This is a genomic window from Mycolicibacterium novocastrense, from assembly GCF_001499835.1.
In the GTDB taxonomy this organism is placed as follows: Bacteria; Actinomycetota; Actinomycetes; order Mycobacteriales; family Mycobacteriaceae; genus Mycobacterium; species Mycobacterium novocastrense.
The window spans coordinates 68,631-90,739 of sequence record NZ_LQIH01000066.1; the positions used below are offsets into that span (position 1 = coordinate 68,631).

At 67.2% G+C, this 22,109-nt stretch carries 22 protein-coding genes; 13 read left to right on the forward strand and 9 right to left on the reverse strand.

What is annotated here, in order from left to right:
• Nucleotide 1: 1 nt before the first annotated feature.
• From AU072_RS26695 to AU072_RS26720, 6 genes are read right to left on the reverse strand one after another with little or no spacing between them, the layout of a single operon-like run.
• Nucleotides 2–1,507, reverse strand: a complete 1,506-nt coding sequence (locus AU072_RS26695; protein ID WP_064416548.1) for an MCE family protein — start codon at nt 1,505–1,507, stop codon at nt 2–4.
• Complete coding sequence (locus AU072_RS26700) at nt 1,507–2,763, reverse strand: MCE family protein (RefSeq protein WP_064416665.1); 1,257 nt, start codon at nt 2,761–2,763, stop codon at nt 1,507–1,509. Before AU072_RS26700 ends, AU072_RS26695 begins: the two co-directional genes overlap by 1 nt.
• Before the next feature lie 2 nt (nt 2,764–2,765).
• Nucleotides 2,766–4,115: an MCE family protein gene (locus tag AU072_RS26705; RefSeq protein ID WP_064416666.1), complete on the reverse strand. Its 1,350-nt coding sequence runs from the start codon at nt 4,113–4,115 to the stop codon at nt 2,766–2,768.
• A complete protein-coding gene (locus tag AU072_RS26710) occupies nt 4,112–5,173 on the reverse strand; it encodes an MCE family protein (protein ID WP_064416549.1) in 1,062 nt (353 codons plus the stop codon). The genes AU072_RS26705 and AU072_RS26710 overlap by 4 nt, the downstream gene beginning before the upstream one ends.
• The gene (locus AU072_RS26715; protein WP_064416550.1) at nt 5,166–6,194 is read right to left on the reverse strand and encodes an MCE family protein; all 1,029 of its coding nucleotides are present in this window, start codon (nt 6,192–6,194) and stop codon (nt 5,166–5,168) included. Before AU072_RS26715 ends, AU072_RS26710 begins: the two co-directional genes overlap by 8 nt.
• A complete protein-coding gene (locus AU072_RS26720; RefSeq protein WP_064416551.1) occupies nt 6,191–7,462 on the reverse strand; it encodes an MCE family protein in 1,272 nt (423 codons plus the stop codon). Before AU072_RS26720 ends, AU072_RS26715 begins: the two co-directional genes overlap by 4 nt.
• A 198-nt stretch (nt 7,463–7,660) precedes the next feature.
• On the opposite strand from AU072_RS26720, the gene AU072_RS26725 reads away from it, so the two are divergent.
• The 10 genes from AU072_RS26725 (at nt 7,661) to AU072_RS26770 (ending at nt 16,411) form a co-directional block, all read left to right on the forward strand.
• Complete coding sequence (locus tag AU072_RS26725) at nt 7,661–9,130, forward strand: aldehyde dehydrogenase family protein (protein ID WP_064416552.1); 1,470 nt, start codon at nt 7,661–7,663, stop codon at nt 9,128–9,130.
• Nucleotides 9,127–10,350: an amidohydrolase family protein gene (locus AU072_RS26730; protein ID WP_064416553.1), complete on the forward strand. Its 1,224-nt coding sequence runs from the start codon at nt 9,127–9,129 to the stop codon at nt 10,348–10,350. The genes AU072_RS26725 and AU072_RS26730 overlap by 4 nt, the downstream gene beginning before the upstream one ends.
• Nucleotides 10,351–10,354: 4 nt before the next feature.
• On the forward strand, nt 10,355–11,134 hold the full coding sequence (locus AU072_RS26735) for an SDR family NAD(P)-dependent oxidoreductase (protein ID WP_064416554.1): 780 nt from the start codon (nt 10,355–10,357) through the stop codon (nt 11,132–11,134).
• Complete coding sequence (locus AU072_RS26740) at nt 11,131–12,387, forward strand: cytochrome P450 (protein ID WP_064416555.1); 1,257 nt, start codon at nt 11,131–11,133, stop codon at nt 12,385–12,387. Before AU072_RS26735 ends, AU072_RS26740 begins: the two co-directional genes overlap by 4 nt.
• A 7-nt stretch (nt 12,388–12,394) precedes the next feature.
• A complete protein-coding gene (locus AU072_RS26745; RefSeq protein ID WP_064416556.1) occupies nt 12,395–12,829 on the forward strand; it encodes a nitroreductase family deazaflavin-dependent oxidoreductase in 435 nt (144 codons plus the stop codon).
• A gap of 59 nt (nt 12,830–12,888) precedes the next feature.
• Complete coding sequence (locus tag AU072_RS26750) at nt 12,889–13,515, forward strand: TetR/AcrR family transcriptional regulator (protein WP_064416667.1); 627 nt, start codon at nt 12,889–12,891, stop codon at nt 13,513–13,515.
• Entirely contained in the window at nt 13,512–14,792 is a 1,281-nt protein-coding gene (locus AU072_RS26755; protein ID WP_064416557.1) for a cytochrome P450, read from the forward strand. The genes AU072_RS26750 and AU072_RS26755 overlap by 4 nt, the downstream gene beginning before the upstream one ends.
• On the forward strand, nt 14,792–15,301 hold the full coding sequence (locus AU072_RS26760; protein ID WP_064416558.1) for an Rv2253/PknI dimerization domain-containing protein: 510 nt from the start codon (nt 14,792–14,794) through the stop codon (nt 15,299–15,301). The genes AU072_RS26755 and AU072_RS26760 overlap by 1 nt, the downstream gene beginning before the upstream one ends.
• A 17-nt stretch (nt 15,302–15,318) precedes the next feature.
• Nucleotides 15,319–15,720 (forward strand): cupin domain-containing protein, encoded by a 402-nt coding sequence (locus tag AU072_RS26765; RefSeq protein ID WP_082680701.1) that lies wholly within the window; start codon nt 15,319–15,321, stop codon nt 15,718–15,720.
• Nucleotides 15,721–15,844: 124 nt separating this feature from the next.
• On the forward strand, nt 15,845–16,411 hold the full coding sequence (locus tag AU072_RS26770; protein ID WP_064416669.1) for a TetR/AcrR family transcriptional regulator: 567 nt from the start codon (nt 15,845–15,847) through the stop codon (nt 16,409–16,411).
• 9 nt (nt 16,412–16,420) lie between these two features.
• Here AU072_RS26770 and AU072_RS26775 read toward each other — a convergent pair whose 3' ends face one another.
• On the reverse strand, nt 16,421–16,927 hold the full coding sequence (locus AU072_RS26775; RefSeq protein WP_064416559.1) for a DUF2505 domain-containing protein: 507 nt from the start codon (nt 16,925–16,927) through the stop codon (nt 16,421–16,423).
• 26 nt (nt 16,928–16,953) lie between these two features.
• Here AU072_RS26775 and AU072_RS26780 point away from each other — a divergent pair, with 26 nt between their 5' ends.
• Complete coding sequence (locus AU072_RS26780; RefSeq protein ID WP_064416560.1) at nt 16,954–18,009, forward strand: UDP-N-acetylmuramate dehydrogenase; 1,056 nt, start codon at nt 16,954–16,956, stop codon at nt 18,007–18,009.
• Nucleotides 18,010–18,024: 15 nt separating this feature from the next.
• A complete protein-coding gene (locus tag AU072_RS26785) occupies nt 18,025–19,314 on the forward strand; it encodes a L,D-transpeptidase (protein ID WP_064416561.1) in 1,290 nt (429 codons plus the stop codon).
• 153 nt (nt 19,315–19,467) lie between these two features.
• Here the strand turns inward: AU072_RS26785 and AU072_RS26790 are convergent, their stop codons facing one another.
• Nucleotides 19,468–19,716 (reverse strand): hypothetical protein, encoded by a 249-nt coding sequence (locus tag AU072_RS26790; RefSeq protein WP_064416562.1) that lies wholly within the window; start codon nt 19,714–19,716, stop codon nt 19,468–19,470.
• Nucleotides 19,717–19,805: 89 nt separating this feature from the next.
• The gene (locus AU072_RS26795; protein ID WP_064416563.1) at nt 19,806–20,564 is read right to left on the reverse strand and encodes an SDR family oxidoreductase; all 759 of its coding nucleotides are present in this window, start codon (nt 20,562–20,564) and stop codon (nt 19,806–19,808) included.
• A 187-nt stretch (nt 20,565–20,751) separates the two neighbouring features.
• On the opposite strand from AU072_RS26795, the gene AU072_RS26800 reads away from it, so the two are divergent.
• On the forward strand, nt 20,752–22,101 hold the full coding sequence (locus tag AU072_RS26800) for an ROK family protein (protein WP_064416564.1): 1,350 nt from the start codon (nt 20,752–20,754) through the stop codon (nt 22,099–22,101).
• Nucleotides 22,102–22,109: the final 8 nt, after the last annotated feature.

Below are 22,109 nucleotides of genomic sequence, written 5' to 3' on the forward strand. Positions count from 1 at the left end.
TTCAGCGCGGAAGCAGATCCTGCCACGCCGACGGCTCGCCGCCAGAGCTCAGATCGGTCTGCTGATAGACCTGGCCGTCGGTACCGACATAGCGCCCGGTCCGTGGGTCATACTTGGCCGTCGCCGCGGCGACGCCATGAGGTGCACTGTCGGGCAACGTATCCGGTGCGGGTGCGGGAGGTGGCGGTGCGACCGGGGGAGGCAGCGGCGTTCCCTCGAGCGGGGCGAAGATCCTCTCGTCCGCATCGACCCGCGAGTCGGGTGCGACACCCTGGGCGATGAGGTTGGGGTCGAAGGGGTACGGACCCAGGACGTGCTGGCGCATCGCGGTCGGCTCGAAAGGCCGGTCGCTGTTGCAGATCTCGACGGTGGGTGCTCGCTTACCGGGATTGGACATGCACGGGTTGTTGCGAACACCGCGTACCCCGATCGGGGAGTCCTGCGGCAGTTTGCAATACAGGTTGTCCGGGGTGTCGATCACGGTCTCGTCGTCGGGTGACCGCCATTCGGACGGCGGCAGGAAACCGACCGTACAGGCCGGCGGGTCACCGTTCATCAGCGAGAAACCGCCGTACGAGAAACCGAGGGGATTGTTGAGCTGTGACAGGGAGCCGAAACCCGCGACGTAGGGCGGGAGCAGCACCAGTAGCTGCCTCAGCGCCGGGTTGTAGGTCACCCCTACCTCGCCGACGGTGGTGAGGTTCGCCAACAACACCGGCAGCGTCGGCTTGACCTGTTCGAGCAGACGAGAGACCTCACCGGCGGCGTCGGGACCCGTGCCGAGCAGGGTCCGGAAGTCGGCGTCGTTGTCGACCATCTGTCCGGTGACGGCGGCCAAGCTGCGTGCCCAGATTCGAAGCGCGTCAGTGCTTTGCGCCTGCGAGTCGATCAGCGGTGCGCTGTCGTCGATCAGGATCCGGGTGCGCTCCGCGGTGGCCTTGCTCTCGGCGGCGATCCGCGATCCGGAATCCATCAACGACCCGAGGTCATAACCCGCGCCGTCGAACGCGAGATGGGATTCGTCGAGCAGATCCGCCAATGCCTGCTTCGGCACGCTTTTCACCAGAGCGCTCAACTCGTCGAGCACCGGGCCCACTCGCAGCGGGATGGTGGTGTCCGGTTCGGCGATCACCGCGCCATCGCGAAGAAACGGCGGCCCGTCCGCGCGCGGCACCAGGTCGACGTACTGCTCGCCGACGGCCGACACGCTGCGCACGTTCGCCTCCACATCGGCCGGGATCTTCGGGGAGGAGCGCAGGGACAGCGTCGCGACGGCGCCGCTCGCGGTGGGGGAGACGCTCGTGACCTTGCCGATCTGCACGCCGCGGTAGGTCACGTTGCCGAATCGGTAGAGCCCGCCGGTGCCCGGGAGTTCCACGGTGACGGTGATGTGACCGATGCCGAACCACGTCGGGACCCTCAGATAGCCGAACACCATCGCGGTCATGGCGATGACCGACGCGATCGTGAACACGATCAGTTGCGTTCGCACGGCCCTGGTGAGCATCAGCCACCCCCACCCGGGTACGGGCCTGCGAAGATCGACGACTCCATGGCTGCCGCGTCGTCGAACGGAGGCGGTGTGACCGGCAGCAGCGGGGCGGGCGTCTCGGCGCGCATGGGAACCGTCGCGGGTGGATGGCCCGAATCATCCGCGGGCGCAGGGGCGGCCAGGCCCAGGCTCAGCGGTTCGTAGGTGTAGTTCAGATGAGCCGGATCACCCGGTGCCGGGATCAGTGCGACGTTCGGATCGCCCCACCGGGTCCCGAGGAACAGCGACCGTTTGAGGCGGGGAACGGTCAGATCCATCGTCACGAAGATGTTGATGTAGTCGCCACGGATGGCGCGGTCCACGAAATTCTGAGAGAACGGGAAGGTGGGTAGATAGGCGATCACCGGCCCGATCTGGCCGACATCGGCCAACGCCTTCAACGTCGGATCGAGATTCGACAGGTTGCGCACCAGGTCAGCCCCGGACGTTTTGACGACATCTGTTGCCGTGTCGCTGAATTCGCCGAGCTTACGCATTGCGGTGATGAGCTGGTCGCGGTCCTCGAGCAGGACGTCCATAGCTGGCGGGACCGTGCGGAGCGCTTCGGTGATGTCGCCCTCCTGGGCGGCCAGGGTGGCGGTGAAACGGTCGAGTTCGGTGATCGAGGAGCTGAACCGGTCGCGCTGCCCGTCGACGGTCCTCACGAAGGTGTCCAAGCGGGTGATGAGGTCCCGGACGTCACCTTCGCGACCGGACAATGCCGTCGCGGCGCTGTGGACGAAATCGCCGATTTGCCCGAGTCCACCGCCGTTGACCACGACCGACAGCGACGAAAGCGTCTGCTCTGTCGACGGATACGTCGAGGACCGGTCGAGAGCGATGGTCGAGCCCGGTGCCAGCCGGCCCGTCGGGTGTTGTCCCGCCGGCGGGTCGAGCGCGACGTGCATCGAACCGAGCAGGCTGGTCTGCCCGATGGTGGCCACCGCATTCTCGGGCACCACGACGTCGGGTCGGACACGCACCTCGACATTCGCGACCCAGTCGTGCACATCGAGAGCGCCGACACTGCCCACGACGACGTCGTCGATCATCACCGGCGAATTCGATTCCAAGGTCCCGATATTCGTGAACTGGACATGGTAGATCGAATTGTCCGGGCCGCTGGCGACCGCCCCGGGAAGCGGAAGTGAGTTGACACCCTCGAATCCGCACGCGGTGGCCGTCACCACGACACAGAGGGCAGCCGCAGCACTGCGCCGGATCCTCCTCATGGTCACGGTGGGGTCCCCTCGGCGGCAGGTGGCGCTTCGGCGGGCAGCAGAAGATCGGGCAGCGCCGGGGCCGGTCCGGGCGGCTGTGAGTGGGCCGGGGCGGGGCCCGGCAAGTGGGCGCCCGGCACGCCGGAGTAGGCCGAGACCGCCGGAGGCTGTTCCGGTGCGACCGCGGCACCACCCGACCCCCCGGGTGCCAGCGCGGGGTCGGTGTAGACGAGCTTGTCGGGGGTGACGGAAGGCATTAGGAACGGGTTCAGGGGTGGCTGGGGGAGGGAGTTGAAGTTCAGCAGCCGCATCGCGGGACCGAGATACTTGGCGCACACCTCGGCCGTCTCGGGGGCGGTGATGTTGGCGATGCCCCCGATGGCACCGCAGATGAACGCGACGGGGTTGGAGAAGTTGTTGAACACGAAGGTGCCGATCGCGCCGGGCACATTCGGGTTGAGGATGTTGTACGCGTTGGCGAATGCGGTCGGCGCGACGTGCAGGATGTTCTCCACATCCAGCCGATGGTCCACCAGCACCTGAGTCGCGTTGGCCAGCCGCTGGACCTGTTCGGCGGTCTTGTCCCTGGTTCCCCCCACAAACCGCTGCACCTCGCCGACGGCGACCGCCAATTCCGACAGGGCGGCGTCGAGATCGCTTCTGCTGTCGTCCAATACGGTGGAGAAGGTCGCCAGCCGGTCCTGGAACAGCACGAGGTCGTCGCCGCTGTCACGCAGCGCGGTGACGAAAGTCTGCAGGTTTTCGATCGTGGCGACGATGTCGCCGCTGCCGTCGGACAGGATGCGCGCCAGCTGCGACAGCTGCGCGAACGTCTGCCGCAGCTTTTCTCCGTTGCCTTCCATGGCGCCGGCGGTGGACTCGATGAAGCGGCCCATCGACGTCGTCGACATCGCGTTGTGCGGTCCGAGTTCGGTTGCCAGCCTGGACAACTGGCCCTTGACTTCGTCCCACTCGACCGGTACGGCGGTGCGGGACCGGGGGATCACCCCGCCGTCGCCCATGCGCGCTTCGCCGGTCCGGTACAGCGGGGCCAACTGGACATAGCGCGCGGCGACGAGGTTCTGCGCGACGATGACGGCTTTCGCGTCGGCGGGCACCCGGATACCACGATCGACCTCCAGGACCACTTCGGCATCGGTGGCCCGCGGGGTGATGGAACGGATCGCGCCGACCTTCACCCCGGCGATTCGGACGTCGTCGCCGGGATAGAGGCCGGTCGCCGAGGAGAAGTACGCGGTGATCGTCTGCGCGGGGAAATAGAGCTGGCGAACCAGCATGACCGTGGCCGCGACCAGAAGGACGGCGAGCACGGCGAACAGGAGCCGCTTGGCGGGTGACCTCATCGCGAGCCCCCCGGTATGCCGTTGCGCGGCCACGGAAACAGTGCGCGGGGCATGTTCGGATCCCCGGCCCGGAAGCCGAACGCGTAATCGAAGAACGGCTGAAGAAACTGAGGCGGGATCAGGTTCGGCACGAACGCGCTGTAATAGGCTCCGCTGGCGACGGATTCGCTGCTGGTGATCTCGAATTTCTTCAGCCCGGGCAGCGCCTTGGACAGGTTGTCGCGGTTCTTCTCGAGCATCGCGGTCACGGAGTTGAGGCGGTCGAGCGTCGGGGCCAGCTCAGCCTCGTTGTCCTGGACCAGGCCGGTCAGGTGACGGGCGACCGCCGAGGTGTTGGCCAGTAGTTCGCTGATGGCCTGCCTGCGTTCGACGAGCACAGCGAGCAGGTCGTTGGCGTTGAGGATCAGCGTGTTGACCTGTTGGCTGCGGCGGGCGAGCACCTGCGACACCGTCGCGGCGTTCTTCAACAGCGTGTCGAGCCTCTCGCTGCGGCTGTTCAGTGACCTCGACAGTCGAGTGAGGCCGTCGAACGTCGGGCCCAGCCGCGGTGCCACCTGGTCGAGCGTCGCCGACAGCAGGTCCAGCGATTGGTTCAGTGTGGTCATGTCCGTGGCGGCGACATTGGTGGTCAGGTCGTTGACGGCCTCGTTCAGCGAGTACGGCGATGCCGTTCGGGACTGCGGTATGGCCTCGCCGACCCGCATCGCGCCACCGCCCGCCGGCTCCACGGTCAGGACGCGCTCACCCAGAAGCGAACCGGTCCTGATGTGCGCCGTGGTCCGATCGCCAAGGCGGACGGCGTCTTTGACGGTGAATGTGACCACCGCGCCGCGTTCACCGAGCGCGACGTCGACCACGCTGCCCACCCTGACCCCCGAGACCTTGACCTCGTTGCCCGTGCTCAGCCCGCCCGCTTCGGCGAATTCGGCCCGATAGGTGAGGGCGGTGGCCCAGGCGACGAGCCGCTCGGGTTGCAGCCCGACGGCGACGACGAGCACGATCAGCACCACTCCGATGAATCCCGCTCGGGTCAGGTTTGCAGCGCGGTACTTAAGCATCGGGCTCCGCGCACCTTCCGTGTCGTTGTTTGACCCAGGGGAAAACCGCTGTCCTGCCCTGCAGATCGGTGACGCGGACCGAGATGCCGCACAGGTAATAGTTCACGAAGCTGCCGTATGAACCGACCCGCGCCAGCTTGCGGTAATTCTCCGGGGCTCGCTGCAGTGCGACGTCGATCTGGCCCTTGCCTTCCTCGAGTTGAGGCGCGAGGCGATTGAGCTGATCGACCGTCGCGGCGAGTGGCGGACGGGCGCCGGACAACAGCGCCGCGACGGATGCTGTTCCAGCGCTGAGGGACTCGATCGCGGTGCCGATTGTGTCGCGGTCTACGGCCAGTTCCGTCGTCAAGCGCTCGAAGCGGTCGAGGGCACCGGAGAACCGATCACCTTCCCTGCCGAGGTTGGCGAGCACCCTGTCGAGGTTGTCGATCAGCCGCTCCAGGGCTGCATTGTTGTCGGCCAACGTGTTCGAGAACGACGATGTCGCGCCCATCAGTGAGTTCAGCGTGCCTCCCTGGCCCTGGAAGATCTGGAGCAGCGCACCGGTGAGCTGGTTGACGTCGGTGGGGTTCAAGCCTCGGATCACGGGTTTGAGCCCGCCGAGCAGGAGGTCGAGATCCAGGGCGGGCTGGGTGCGGTCCACCGGAATCTGTGCGCCGGCGGCCATGACGCGGGTGGACCCCGGTCCGTCGACGAGCTCGAGATACCGGTCCCCCACGAGGTTCAGATACCGCACCGCGGCCCGGGTGCCGGTCGTGAGGACCACGTCGTCATCGGCGTCGAACGCCACCACCACCGTGTTGTCCGGGCGCAACACCACGTCGCGCACGGTGCCCACCCGCACGCCCGCAACCCGCACGGAGTCACCGGGTTCCACACTGGAGGCATCGGCGAAGACGGCGGAATAGCCGGACGTCGACCCGCCGCGGAACTCGCCGAAGACGAGGAAAAGGCTGGCCGTCAAGGCGGACATGACCGCCACGAAAACACCGAACTTGGCCGCGGTGCCTACCGTGCTCATCCGGGTTGTCCGTACTGCGCGGTGTTGCGCGGCGGCCCGTCGATGGGCCCGAACAACCACTGCTTGAGGCCGTCGGAGTTCAGCAGAAGGCCCTGATTGCCGTACCGGGCGGGGTTGGTGCCGACATCGGCGACCACCTTGGCCGGGAATTCGTTGAAGCGCAGGGGCAATTGGCCCGCACACTGCGGAGCGCCGGTGGCGGCCACCTTCGGCAGGTCTTGCGGGTAGCGGTAGCGCTCCATACCCAACACGACGGCGCCGATGTCGTAGACGCCGGGCACCGGGGTCGGAGGCTTACCCACGAAGTTCTTCAATATCCCGGTGGCCGCGCAGTTGAGCGCTTCGTGGTACTCGTTGGTGAGATCGGTGGTCGGCACCATCAGATGCAGCAGGTTGGCCAACGACTCCCGATTGCCGCCGATGACGTCGTTGCCGGCATCGGCCAACCCGATGGCCGACACCAGGAAGCGGTCCAGGTTCGACTGCTCGTCGACCAGCGTGCGACTGATCGCACTGGCATGCCGAAAAATCGTCATCAGGTCCGGGCCCGCGTCCGCGTAGCCTGCCGTGACGTCGGGCAGCACCTGCAGCTCTTGGGTCAGCTGGGGAAGGCTCGGTTCGAGCGTGGCCAGGAAGGAATTGAAGTCCGACAGTGACTGCCCGAACGTCTCACCGCGGCCGCTGAACGCCGTCGAGATCGCACCCAGGGTCTCGTTGAGCTTCACGGGGTCGATGTGCGAGAGAACGGAGTTCAGTTCGGTGAAGATCGTGTTGGTTTCGACGGTGACATGTTCGGAATCGAGTACCTGTCCGGCCCGGATCGACACTGTGGACGGGTGCGCGGGCGGGAGAAACTCGACAGATTTCGCGCCGAACACGGTGTTGGCGCCGATCTCGACGCGGACATTGTCGGGAATGAGACCCAGCCGCGCCGGTTCGATGGCCAGCGTGAGTTTCGCTCGGCCGTCTCGGGTTTGATCGACGGCTGCGACGGTGCCGATCTGCGCTCCGTTGAGCTTGACCTTGGCGCCGCGTTCCATGAGCAGACCGGCACGGTCGGTCATGACGGCGACCGGCGCTGTCTGCGTGAAGGTTCCGTTGAACATCGCAACGGCGGCGCCGACCGCGGCGACGGCGCCAATGACGGCGATCAGCCCGACGACTGGGCGCCGGTAGCTGCGTGCCCCGAAATCGCGCCCGGGAGCGGCGGCCACCGGGCGCGACTCGGTCGCCGCACTCCACGGCGCGCGCTTCAGGTTCGGGCGCATCCGGGCAAACTGCTGGCGGTGATCAACCCTGACCCCCTAGGATGTGACCGAAATCTCACACTTGTGGTGACGAGAAGAGTACACATCGAAAATCAGAACATCAACCTGGTTCCAACAAGTTCTTTACTATTGATCTGACGAGAGTTACGTTCTACTTCTACGTGCGCACAATGATCGCAGCGAGTGAGGGAGGGCGACGTGCCGATACTCGACGAGCACCGCACCTTCGTCGCGGGCCGCTGGGTAACGGGGCAGGAAGTCATCGGCGTGGAGAACCCCGCCGACGAAAGCCACGTCCACGACCTCACCGTCACGCCGCTGGCCGAGGTGGAGCGGGCCATCGCCGAGGCTCGGCGCAGCTTCGACGCCGGGGTCTGGGCGGACCGGCCCGTCGGCGAACGGGCCCGCACGCTACACCAGTTCATTGATCACGTCGAGGCCAACGCCGCGACCGTGGTCCCGACTCTCGTGGCCGAGGCCGGGCAACCGACGCGGTTCGCCGACATGACTCAGATGCGGGCGGGTGTCGGGATCGCCCGCCAGACCATCGAGCTGTATTCGTCGATGCCGCACGAGGAGCCCAGCCCGGTCCCCGTCGACGACCTCGTGAGAGGGCGGGTGGCACTGAGCATTCGCCGACACGAGCCCGTCGGTGTGGTCACCGCCATCACGCCGTACAACGCGGCGCTGATCATGGGGTTCCAGAAGCTCATCCCGGCGCTGATGGCCGGCAATTCGGTCATACTGCGGCCGAGCCCGCTCACCCCGATCTCGTCGTTGATCTTCGCCAAGGCCGCCGAGGCGGTTGGGTTACCGGACGGGGTCCTCAGCGTTGTCGCCGAAACGGGCACGGCCGCAGCAGAACTGCTCACCAGCCATCCCGCCGTCGACATGGTGTCGTTCACGGGTTCGACGCTCGCGGGCCGCAGGATCCTGGCCCAGGCTGCGCCGACGGTCAAACGGGTGTCGCTGGAGCTCGGTGGCAAATCCGCGCAGATCTACCTGCCCGACGCCGTCGACAGGGCCGCGGTCGGGGCGGCCATGGTCGTGATGAGCACCGCCGGACAGGCCTGTGTTGCCGCGACGCGCATGCTCGTTCCCGAGCAACAGCGCGCCGAGGTTCTCGAGGCGGTCAGCACTACCTATCGGAAGATCAAAGTCGGGTCGCCCAGCTCGGCCGATGCCACGATGGGGCCGGTCATCAGTGCGGCGCAACGCGATCGGTGTGAACGCGTCGTGCGGGCCGCCGAGGAGAACGGCGGCAAGGTGGTCTGTGGCGGAGGCCGCCCCGCCGGCCTCGACCGTGGTTACTACTTCGAGCCGACGGTCCTCGACCTACCGGACAACGCCAACCCCGCCGCACAGGAGGAGATTTTCGGGCCGGTCATCGCGGTGCTGGGCTACCGGGACATCGACCACGCTGTCGAGATCGCCAATGACAGCATCTACGGCCTGTCCGGTCAGGTGTACGGCGCGGATGTCAGCGCCGCCGTCGGCGTCGCACGCAGGCTACGCACCGGTGCGGTCAACGTGAACACCGCAGTGTTCTCCGCGTACGCACCCAGCGGCGGCTACAAGCAGAGCGGGCTGGGCCGCGAACGAGGGCCCGACGGCATCCGCGAATTCCAAGAAGTCAAACACATCTCGATAGGGGAGCTTTCACGATGAGCGCGAACGGTAATGGGACGAACACCTACGATCTGAACTGGTTGATCTCGGTCGATGACCACATCCTCGAGCCACCGAACCTCTGGGTGGATCGGGTCGCTTCCAAGGACCGCGACAGGGCACCCCACATGGAACCCGACGACAACGGAACAGACATGTGGGTCTACGACGGCAAGCGCTACCCGAACTCGGGCTTGTCCGCGGTGGTGGGCAAATCGAAAGAGGAGTTCAGTCCAGAGCCCTTGTCGTATTCGGAGATGCGGCCGGGATGTTATGACGCCAAGGCCCGGATCGAGGACATGGACCGCTCGGGCGTGCTTGCGTCGCTGTGCTTTCCGACGATCACCCGGTTCTGTGGCCAGCTGTTCATGGAGGCCAGCGATCGTGAGTTCGGATTCGAATGCCTTCAGCACTACAACGACTGGCTTGTCGAAGAGTGGTGTGCCGCCGCTCCCGGCAGATACATCCCGTTGATGCTGATCCCGATGTGGGATCCCAAGCTGGCGGCCACAGAGATGGAACGCATGGCGGCGCGAGGAGTGACGTCGTTCGCCTTCTCGGAGAATCCGGAACCATTGGGATTGCCGACCATTCACGACCCCGGCCGCTACTGGGAGCCGGTCATGGCGGCGGCCAACGAGACCGGGATGGTCGCCAGCATGCACGTCGGCTCGTCATCCCAACTTCCCAAGATCTGCAAGGACGCGCCCTTCATGGCCAACCTGACCTGGGGCGCCACGCGCACGTCGGGAACCATGCTCTCGTGGCTGTTCAGCGGGCTGTTCCAGCGCTACCCGAATCTGAAGATCGCACTGTCCGAAGGGGAAATGGGGTGGATGCCCTACTTCCTGGAACGCGCGGAGCAGGTGCTCGACAAACAGCGCTACTGGGTCAAGCGCGGGACGAAGTTCATGGGCCACGCGGGCAACGACGCCGATCTCGACACCCTCGACATCCGAGAGACCTTCCGCAACCACATCTTCGGCTGCATCATCGAGGATCGCCACGCTATCAAGAGCCTCGATGAGCTCGGCGAGGACAACATCATGTGCGAGACCGACTACCCGCACTCCGACTCGACGTGGCCCAACTGCATCGACGTCGCCCGCGACACGATGAAAGACCTGCCCGAGAACGTCCAGTACAAGTTGCTCCGCGGCAACGCCGAGCGGCTCTACCGCTTCACCCCGGCCGAGCCGCCGGTCTTGGCGGGCGTGTGATCACGTGAAACTGAACGCCAAGAGCGCCGTCGTCACCGGCGCCGGCTCCGGGGTCGGGCGGGCATCGGCTGTGCTCTTCGCGCAGGAGGGCGCGAAGGTCGTCGTCGCCGACATCGACCTCGAGCGCGCGAAAGAGACGGTGAACGACATCGAGGCGGGGGGCGGGACGGCCGTGCCGATCGGTGTTGACGTGGCCGACGAAGACCAGGTGCGCCAGATGATCACCATGGCCGTCGACTGGTTCGGCCGCCTCGACATCCTGTTCAACAACGTCGGGATTCCCACCCCGCGGCTCGGTATGTCGTTCGAGGACCACACGCTCGAGGACTTCAATCGGCTCGTCGCGGTCAACCTGGGCGGCGTGTTCCTTGGCTGCAAACACGCCGTGGCTCAGTTCAAGAAGCAGGGCGACGGCGGGGTGATCCTCAACACCGGCTCGGTGGCCGGCCTGGTCGCCTGGGGCGGCACCGTCTACGGCGCGACGAAGGGCGGCGTGCTGCAACTGACCCGCGCCGTGGCCGTGGAGGCGGCGCCGTTCGGGATCCGAGTCAACGCGATCTGTCCCGCCGCGATGCCACTGACCGGTTTCATGGCCGCCGGCGGCCTGCAGGTGGACGAGCAGCAGCAGGCCCAGCTCGCGGAAAAGGTTGGGGCACAACATCCGCTGGGGCGTCCGATCACCGCCGAGGACTGCGCCGAAGCCGCGCTCTACCTCGTTTCCGACGCCGCACGCAACATCACCGGGGTGGCGTTGCCCGTCGACGGTGGGTATGTGGCGCGATGACGGCGACACCCACGCTCGACCCCGAACGGCTGCGGGAGCTCTTCGACCTTCGCAGCTCCTACAACGAGCTGAGCGGCGGGACCTATCAGGATGACCCGTATCCGGTGTGGCACCGGCTCCGCGAACAAGGCCCCGTGTTGCCGGGCATCCTCCATGAGCTGACCGGTTGCACCGGACCGATGTACTTCCACGGCCTGCCGTATCGGGACCGACCGCATTTCACCGTCTTCGACTACGAGAACGGCTTTGCGGCCCACCGCGATCCCGAGGTGTTCGCTTCCTCGCCGGAGCCCGTCGACCTGGACAACGGACCGCTGGCGATCACCAACAGCATGCTGTCCATGGACGGCGCCCAGCACCGGCGCTACCGCGCGCTGGTCCAGCCGTCGTTCCTGTCCTCGAACAGCAAATGGTGGATCGACAACTGGATTGCCGAAACCGTGGACATGCTGATCGACGGATTCGCGGCCGACGGTCGCGCCGAGCTCAATGTGGACTTCTGCGCGGCGATTCCGGTCCTCACCATCACCGGAAGCTTCGGCCTGCCTGTCGAGCAGGCGCTCGAGATCCGCGCCGCACTCGCGCACGATCCGCAGCGGGTCGTCGAGCTGATCCGACCGGTGATCGCGGCCAGACGCCGGCAACCCGAGGACGACCTCATCAGCGTTCTCGTGGAGGCGCAGATCGCCGACGAGGACGGCAACACCACCCGGCTGAGCGAGCGCGAGATCGACTCGTTCGTCCTGCTGTTGCTCGGCGCCGGTTCGGGCACCACGTGGAAGCAGATGGGCACGACGCTGACCGCGTTGCTGCAACGTCCCGAGATGCTCGACGCGGTGCGTCAGGACCGTACCCTGCTACGCCCGGCGATCGAGGAGTCGGTGCGGTGGATGCCCACCGACCCGATGTTCTCCCGATGGGTCACTCGCGACACCGAACTCGGTGGTGTCGAGATACCGGCCGGTTCGGTGGTCCACATCAACATCGGTGCGGCCAACCGTGATCCGCACCGGTGGGACCACCCGGACGACTACGACATCCACCGACCGATGCGGCCGAACCTGGGATTCGGCCAGGGCGCCCACATCTGCCTGGGCATGCACGTCGCGCGCGCCGAGATGGCCACCGCGATCTCGGCATTGCTCGACCGGTTGCCGAACCTGCGCCTCGACCCCGACGCCGAACCGCCCCGCTTCGTGGGCCTGTATGAACGCGGCGCCACCGCGATACCCGTGCTCTTCGACCCCTCGTGAGGACATCATGAGCGAAACCGGCTACAGCGCACCCGATCTGACCCTCGTCGGTGCCGACCATGTAGCCGCCTACCGTCAAACCGCCGGCGAGGTCGGATACCTGTGGAACGGTGTTCCGACGCTGCTGTTGACGGTGACCGGCAGACGCAGCGGCAAGTCGCGGACGTCGGCGCTGATCTTCGGCAGGTGCGGCGACGACTATCTGGTGGTCGCATCGATGGGCGGGGCCCCCGTGCATCCGAAGTGGTACCTCAACCTGCAGGCGCATCCGGTCGCCGAGATCCAGGTGCGCGACCGTCGGATCACCGTGACCGCGCGCACCGCCACACCCGAGGAGAAACCCCGGCTCTGGCGCATCATGGCCGACCTGTGGCCGAATTACGATGCCTACCAGTCGCGTACCGAGCGCGACATTCCCGTCGTGGTGCTGACGCCGACATGACCACGCCAGAGGTCCCCGCGGTGGCATGGGTCGAACGCGCCGTCGAGCGGTCGGCCGCGGTGCAGCGGTCCCGGCTGCGGATCGCCAAGCAGGTCAGGCAGATGCTCGACGCGGCGCGCAGGCTGATCGCGAACACGGGTGACGAGTTCACGACTCAGGAACTGGTCACCGAGGCCGGGGTGGCCCTGCAGACGTTCTACCGCTACTTCGGCAGCAAGGACGAGCTGCTGCTGGCGGTCATCGGCGATGCGATGACCGAGGCATGCGAGCGCTGGACGCGCGCCGCCGACGACATACCCGATCCGTTGGCACGATTGCGGTTCTATCTCGGCGCGACGCTCGAACGCCTCAACGGCGACGGCCGCAACGCCGCGATGTCGCGGTTCGTGGTGTCGACACGGTGGCGGCTGCATCGACAGTTCCCCGAGGAGCTCGCCGAGGCCGAGAAACCGTTCGTCGACCTGCTGCGCGGGGCGGTCTCGGACGCGGTGGCGGCGGGTGAGCTGTATCCGATGGATCCGAAATGGGATCCGTGGTTCCTCGGCGAGCTGGTTCGGTCGGTGTACCACTACTACGCGTTCGTCGGGCACGACAACGCCGAACTCGAACTCGCCAAACAACGGCTTTGGCACTTCAGCTTGGCGGCACTCGGCGGGGCCGCCCACGCCCAGAAAGGTGAGCAGTGACCGACACCGAGGCCGATTTCGAGTCGATCGACTTCTTCACGAGCGCCACATTCGTGCCGGATCCGCAACCGTATTTCGAGTACCTGCGCCGGCAGGGGCCGGTGGTCAAGGAGCCGCATCACAACGTGGTCGCGGTGACGGGATACCTCGACACGCTCGAGGTGTTCAAAGACGCCAGCCTGTGGTCGAACTGCGTAGCCGTCGGTGGCCCGTTCCCGCCGTTGCCCTTCACGCCCGAGGGTGACGACATCAGCGCACAGATCGACGCGCACCGCACCCAGATGCCACTCCACGAACACATGGTGGCGATGGATCCTCCGAACCACACGCGGGCACGGTCCTTGCTGAGCCGGTTGCTGACCCCGAGCCGGCTCAAGGCCAATCAGGACTTCCTGTGGGAGCTGGCCGATGACCAGCTCGACGAGTTCGTCGAGAGCGGAGAATGCGAGTTCCTCACCGCGTACTCGAAACCGTTCTCGCTGTTGGCCATAGCCGACCTCCTCGGCGTCCCGCGAGAGGATCACAAAGAGTTCCGTGACGCGCTCGCCAACCCACATCTGATGGGCAACATCGAAGGCGAAGCCGCCGCGATCAACCCGTTGGAGTTCCTCGACGAGAAGTTCAGCGCGTACATCGAAGAGCGGCGGGCGCATCCGCGCGACGACGTGCTCAGCGAACTCGCCAACGCGACGTATCCGGACGGCTCACAGCCCGCGGTGACCGACGTCGTGCGCACCGCGAGCTTCCTGTTCGGGGCGGGGCAGGAGACCACCGCCAAACTGCTCGGCGCCGCGCTGAAGATCCTGTGTGAGCGGCCGGAACTGCAGCAGGCGCTGCGCGACGACCCGACACTGGTGCCGACCTTCATCGAAGAGACGTTGCGCATGGAAAGCCCGGTGAAAACCGAGTTCCGGCTTGCGGTCCGGTCGACCGAGCTGGCGGGGGTGAAGATTCCGGCGGGCACGACCGTGATGATCTCGGCAGCCGCGGCCAACCGCGACCCGGACCGGTTCGAATGTCCGCACGAGTTCCGGCTCGACCGCAAGAACGTCCGCGAACAGATCGCCTTCGCCCGCGGCGCGCACTCCTGTCCTGGCGCGCCGCTCGCACGGGTCGAGGGCCGGGTGTCGTTGGAGCGAATCCTGGCGCGGATGAGCGATATTCGCGTCGATGAGCGTTTCCACGGATCGGCCGAGCGTCCCGAGTTCACCTACGAGCCGACGTACATCCTGCGCGGCCTTACGGCACTGCACCTGCGGTTCACCCCGGTAAGCTGATGCGAACGGTCGGCACGGCGTTGGCGGCGGTCGCGGTCGCCGCGGTTGCCGTGCCTGTCGCGGCACCGCGCGCACACGCCGCCGACGCCGCGCTCAACGGCCGTTATCTGGCGACGTCGAACGGGGACTGGGCCATGACCAACGAGGTCTACCGCGACCTGCCGAGCGTCCGGAGCACCTGGACGATCTCGATGACGTGCACCGACGACGTCCACTGCACCGGCACGGTTTCCAGCGATGCCGGCTGGAGCGCGGAGATCGTCACCACCAACGGCGAATACATCGTCAAGCGGGACCTGCCCCACTGGCAGCATTGCGCGGACGGCACCGGGCGGACGGTGACGGGGCATCAGAGCTACCGCTTCTTTCCCGTCGGCGACGACGGCTTCCTGCTCCCCGGCTCACGCGTTTTGGCGGGGTTCGACAAGACCTCCGGGGAGAGTGGTGCCTGCAGCCTCAACGAGATGACCGAGATCGAGATGCCGTTCCGGCTCGACAGACTGGACTGATACCGCAAGGAGGACCCATGCCGGTGAGCAGGCTCGCCGATTTACCCGTCGGCGGCGACGGTCGATGGCCCTTGTGCGGCAGCGGATTCAAGTCGGCGCAATGGGGCGACATGGAGGTCGGATACACGACCACCGGCCCCGGGGACCACACGGCGCTGTACCAGGGCCTGCCGGGCGGCGTGTGCCCGTGCCCGCACTACGGCTACGTCTTCAAGGGCCGCATCCGATGTCGGTTCCCGGGGACCGACATTCCGGACGAGGTCGCCACTGCCGGCCAGGCGTACTTCTTCCCCTCCGGCCACGTGCTGATCTACGAGGAGGACACCGAGGCATTCGAGCTCAACCCGGCCGCGGCCCTGCAGACACTGATGGACCACGTCGAATCGATCGCGCGTGAGCACGTGGAATCGAGCGACTGACGGCGCGATGCCGGACCGCCGGCCGAGGCGCTAGCATTTCCCGGTGTCCTGGGTCGAGCGAGCGGTCGAGCGGTCGGCGGCCGTACAACGCTCACGGGAGCGCATCGCCCAGCAGGTCCGCCAGATGCTCGATGCCGCCAGGGCGCTGATCGGCGCCAAGGGCGACGACTTCACCACCCAGGAACTGGCCGCCGAGGCCGGGGTCGCGTTGCAGACCTTCTACCGCTACTTCGCCAGCAAGGACGAGCTGATTCTCGCCGTGATCGGCGACGCGATGACCGATGCGGTCCAGCGGTGGAGGCAGGCCGCTGACGAGCTTCCCGATCCGCTGGCACGCCTGCGGTACTTCATCACCTCGACGTTGGAGCGCCTCGACGGCGACACCCACGACGCCGCCATGTCGCGGTTCGTCGTGTCCACCCGGTGGCGGCTGCACCGCCAGTTCCCCAAGGAACTCGCCGAGGCGGAGAAGCCGTTCGTCGACCTCGTGCGCGCCGAAGTCACCGCGGCCCGAGAGGCGGGATTGCTCAATCCCGGTGATCCCGAATGGGATTCATGGTTCATGACCGAACTGGTCCGCTCGGTCTACCACTACTACGCATTCGCCGACCACGCCGAAGGCGAACTCGACACCGTCAAGGAGCACCTGTGGCGGTTCTGCGTCACCGCGCTCGGCGGCACCGCCACCTGACGTTACGCCTCAAGCGTTTTCGGCGATCCACAGCGTCGTGAAGTGCTGTTCGGCGATCAGCAGGTCGACGAGCTGACCGCCGATGAAGTTCTCGATCTTGCCGCCCACCAACGGAACCCGCACCTCCACTTCGACGGTGAACTGCAGCCGCGACCCGCCGCCCGCGGGGGCCAGCACCGCCGTGCCCGTCAAGTTCGCCGGCGCACCGGGGATCGACCCCTTGACCGTCGCGGTGGCCTTTCCGTCGAACACCGGGCTCCACGTCTCCTCGCGCACGAAGCTCAGGTCCCCGCGGTGGAACTGAGTCACCACACCGGGCAGCCGGTCGGCGCGCAACGTCTGCGTCGTGACGACGTCGATGCCGCCCTGGTCGTCGAGGACCATCGAGTCCAGCGAGTACATGTCGGCGCCGGAATCCGTCAGCCGCGCGAGCCAATAACGCTCGTCGCCGAACGCCCGGTGGACCTGCTCGACGGTCCCCCCGTATTCGGCGGCCATGTCGAATGAGCGCGGCATAGCTGGTCAGGCTACCGTTACCGCCCGTGGTCGGTTCGCAGCTAGGGGGTGCCTCCGTCGAGGAGCGGGTGCCGCTTGCGCCCCTGACCACGCTGCGGATCGGACCCGTCGCGCGGCGGCTGATCACCTGCGACACCACGCAGAAGGTCATCGACGTGGTCCGCGCGCTCGGCCCCGGTGACGACGCGCTGGTTCTGGCGGGCGGCTCCAACGTGGTGTTGTCCGACGAGCTGACCGACCTGTCGGTGATCCATCTGGCCAACACCGAGATCACCGTCGACGGCGAGGTGCTGCGCGCCGAGGCCGGTGCGGTGTGGGACGACGTCGTGGTCACCTCGCTGGCCCACGGTTTGGGTGGCCTGGAGTGCCTCTCGGGGATACCGGGATCGGCCGGGGCCACACCGGTGCAGAACGTCGGAGCGTACGGCGCCGAGGTGGCCGACACCATCCGGCGGGTGCGGCTGCTGGACCGGCGTACCGGCGACGACCACTGGGTCGAGCCGGAGGCACTGCGGTTCGGCTACCGCACCAGTGTGCTCAAACACGCGCACGACGCGATCGTGCTCGAGGTGGAGTTCGCGTTGGATCCGGCCGGCCGCAGCGCGCCGCTGCGCTACCGGGAACTGGCTGCCGCGCTGGGCGCCGAGCAGGGCACGCGCGCCGATCCGCTCGAGGTTCGCGAGGCGGTGCTGGCCTTGCGGTCGAGTAAGGGCATGGTGCTCGTCGCGGACGATCACGACACCTGGAGCGTGGGCTCGTTCTTCACCAATCCCGTCGTCACGGCCACGGAGTTCGAGCGGGTCCGCGCCTCGGTCGACGGACCGGTGCCCAACTATCCGGCCCCAGACGGGGTCAAACTCGCCGCGGGCTGGCTGGTCGAGCAGGCCGGGTTCGGTAAGGGATATCCCGGCGACGGCGCCGCCGCCCGGCTGTCGACCAAGCATGCGCTGGCGCTGACCAACCGCGGTGGCGCCACCACCGCCGAGGTGATCGCGCTGGCCAGGGCGGTACGCGGCGGCGTCCGAACGAAATTCGGGATCGAGCTCACAGCCGAGCCTGTCCTGATCGGGTGCTCGCTGTAGGTACGCTCGATTCACGTGAGTACTGCAGAACCCCTACCGCCGGGGTTCAACCGGCGGCGCGCCTTGGCCGCGTTCGCGGTCGGTGTTGTCGCGCCGGGCGTGCTGGCCGCCTGCAGCACCAAGAACGACGGGTCGGCGCCGCAGGGCGATGACGCGCCCGCAGCCCCCTCGCTGAATTTCGAGCCCGCAAACGGCGCGACCGACATCTCGCCGACCGGGCGCGTCGGTGTCCAGGTCACCGACGGCTGGTTCCAGCGGGTCTCGCTGACGAACGCGGACGGGAGGGTCGTCGCCGGCGCGCTCAACCGCGACCGCACCGAGTTCACGATCACCGAACCGCTCGGCTACGGCGTGGAGTACACCTGGAAGGGCTCGGCCGTCGGCCGCGACGGCAAGGCGGTGCCCATCGAGGGCTCCTTCTCCACGATCAATCCCAGCACCCAGGTGAGCGGCCGCTTCCAACTCGCCGACGGCCAGGTCGTCGGGGTCGCGGCGCCGATCATCATCCAGTTCGACGGGCCGATCAGCGACAAGGCCTCGGTCGAAAAGGCGCTCGAGGTCACCACCGATCCGCCGGTCGAGGGCAGCTGGGCGTGGCTACCCGACGAGGTCGGCGGATCCCGTGTGCACTACCGCACCCGCGAGTACTACCCGGCCGGCACCAAGGTGAACGTCGACGCGAAGCTCTACGGCGTGCCGTTCGGCGACGGGGCCTATGGCGCGCAGGACATCTCGCTGCACATCGAGATCGGGCGCCGTCAGGTGGTCAAGGCCGACGCACCGTCGCACCGCATCCAGGTGCTCGACGGGGCGGGCGCGGTGATCATGGACTTCCCCTGCAGTTACGGCGAAGGCGATCTGGACCGCAACGTGACCCGCAGCGGCATCCACGTTGTCACCGAGAAGTACGCGGACTTCTACATGACCAACCCGGCCGCGGGCTACGCCAACGTGCACATGCGCCACGCGGTGCGCATCTCCAACAACGGCGAGTTCATCCACGCCAACCCCGCGAGTGCGGGCGCACAGGGCAGCAGCAACGTCACCAACGGCTGCATCAACTTGTCACCGGCCGATGCCGAGCAGTACTACAACAGCGTGATGTACGGAGATCCCGTCGAGGTCACCGGCACGCGTATCCAGCTGTCCTACGCCGACGGCGACATCTGGGACTGGGCCGTGCCGTGGGAGGAGTGGAAGGCGATGTCGGCGCTGTCGGACGAGGAGGCGCCCGATATGCCGAGCACCGCGCCGGCAACCCCGTCGGGTGCACCGGAGGCGGTGAACGGCCGTCCCGGCCGCTGATCACATTGTTGGCCGAACGTGGGTTACCCGCACGCTTCGCGGGCGCGCGGCGTGACACGAGCCCACACTGGGCGACGGCCAGGACGCGACTTTCGGTTGAACCGTGATCCGCTGGCCCCGCTGACCTGATCGCACGCCCGGGCGCCGACCTGCCTACCGAGCGTCGGTGCTGAACAGGTACCAGCCGCCGTCGCCCGGGGCGCAGAACCAATACGGGTAGGCCCGGTCGAAGTTGGGATCGTTCCAGACGATGGGAGCGTCCGACTGACATTCGGCCTCGGTGGGCCAGAACCACGGGTTTCCGTTGGCGTCGGTCTCCAGGTAATCAGTGGCATGGGCCGTTCCCGTTGCGCCCATCAAGCCCGCGAATGCCAGTGCAGCTGCCCCGATTGCCTTCTTCATGTGATCCACCCTGTTCAGTTGAATTGATTTGTCGAGTGGAAAGATAACGTCTGCGGCTCAATGATTCACGCGAACGTCAAAGCAATTCTTCAGACGCTTCGGTTGAACCGCGATCCGCTGGCCCCGCTGACCTGATCGCGCGGCCGGACCACGATCAGGTCCAGGTCGACATGCGACGGTCGGCTGGCGACGAAGCCGATGATCTCGGCGATGTCTTCGGCCACCAGCGGAGTGACGCCTTCGTAGACCTTGGCAGCGCGGTCCTCGTCGCCCTCGAACCGGTTCAGCGAGAAGTCCGTCTTCACCATGCCGGGCGCAACTTCGGTGAAGCGCACCGGTTTTCCGAGCAGCTCGCTGCGCAGCGTGCGGTGCAGCACGCCCTGCGCGTGCTTGGCGGAGGTGTAACCGCCGCCGTTGTCGTAGATCTCCACCGCCGCGATCGACGTGACGGTGACGATCAGTCCGTCGCCGGACGCGATCAACTTCGGCAGCAGTGCGCGGGTCACCAGCAGCGTGCCGAGCACATTGACCTCCCACATCCAGCGCCAGTGCTCGGTGTCGGCCTCGGCGACCGGATCGAGGCCGCGGGCCCCACCGGCGTTGTTGACCAGCACATCCACCCGGTCCACCGCCGCCGCCAATGCCGACACCGCCTCCTCGGATGTGATGTCCGCCACAATCGCGGTGCCGCCGATCTCGTCGGCGAGGGCCTTGATGGGCCCCTCGCGCCGGGCCACGCACACCACGTGAAAGCCTTGTGCGGCAAGGGTTCTCGCGGTCGCTTCACCGATACCGGCACTCGCGCCGGTAACCACTGCGACACGACCGTCGCCCTGGAAAGTCGTCATCTACCCAACTCTAATTGGCGTGCTAAGTTCACCCCGTGTTGTCCGGTCAGGCCTGTACGCGGTGTGCGTGTTGTTGTTGCACGCCTCGCCGCGCCTGACTGTTTCGTAGACGACATCGCTGTCCTGCCGAATCGCCCGGTGTGGCCCGAACACCCCCGCCGGCCGAATTCTCCCCAAGGACAAGCAGATGCGTACTTCTTCCACCACCACCCTCCCCGCGAAATCTCCCGTGCGCAGCGCGCAACACGCCAAGCGCGCGCTGACGCCCGTCACCGGCCGGTACCCCCAGGCCCGCACGCGGATCGTCGCACCGTCGCTGAAGGTCGCCGACGCGGCCGCCGCCTCGGTGTTCAGTGCGGCCCGCCTGCGCGGACCCATCGCCCGTGATGTCATCGCTCAGGTCACCGGGCTGAGCATCGCGACCGTCAACCGACAGGTCACCGCACTGCTCGAGGCCGGTGTGCTGCGGGAACGCGCAGACCTCGCGGTCTCCGGAGCGATCGGCAGGCCCCGGGTGCCCGTCGAGGTGAATCACGAGCCGTACCTCACGCTCGGCGTCCACATCGGCGCGAAAACCACCAGCATCGTCGCCACCGACCTGTTCGGCCGCACCCTCGACGTGGTGGAGACCCCCACCCCGCGGGGCCCGCAGGCCGCGGCGCTGACGTCGCTGGCCGGCAGCGCCCGTCGCTACCTGAGTCGCTGGCATCGCCGGCGCCCGCTGTGGGTCGGTGTGGCGGCTGGCGGCGTCGTCGACAGCACGACGGGGTACCTGGACCACCCGCGGCTCGGATGGTCGGACGCACCGATCGGGCCGGTGCTCGCCGAGGCGATCGGACTGCCGGTGTCGGTGGCCTCCCACGTCGACGCGATGGCGGGCGCCGAACTCCTGCTGGGCGCGCGCAGGCAACCGTCGCCCACGTGGCCGGAAACGCTGCTCGCCCCAGCGGGCACGAGCCTGTACGTCTACGCCAGGGAGACCGTCGGCTACGCGCTGTCCATCGACGGGCGCGTGCACTCCCCGGCCAGCGGTCCGGGCACCATCGCCGCGCTGCCCGCACACTCCGAATTACTGGGCAGCACCGGCCAATTGGAGTCGACCGTCAGCGACGAGGCGGTGCTCATCGCCGCTCGCAGGGCGCGCATCATCCCGCTGGAGGGGCCGGGCTCGACGATGCAGGCGCTGCTCAAGGCCGCGCGTCAGGGCAGCCGGCCGGCGCAGGAACTGCTGGCCGAGCGCGCCCGGGTGTTGGGTGAGGCTGTGGCCCTGCTGCGCGACATGCTCAACCCCGACGTCCTCGTCGTCGGCGGTCAGGCGTTCACCGAGTACCCCGAAGGTATGGCCACCGTGGAAGCCGCGTTCGCGCAGCGGTCGGTGATGCCGGCCCGCGAGATCCGGCTCACCGTATTCGGCAACCGCGTCCAGGAGGCCGGCGCGGGCGTGGTGTCGCTGGGCGGGTTGTACGCCGATCCGATCGGGGCCATGCGGCGCGCGCAACTGCGCAGACCCGAAGCCAGGCCCGAGGTCCCTGCGTAGCCCGGCGC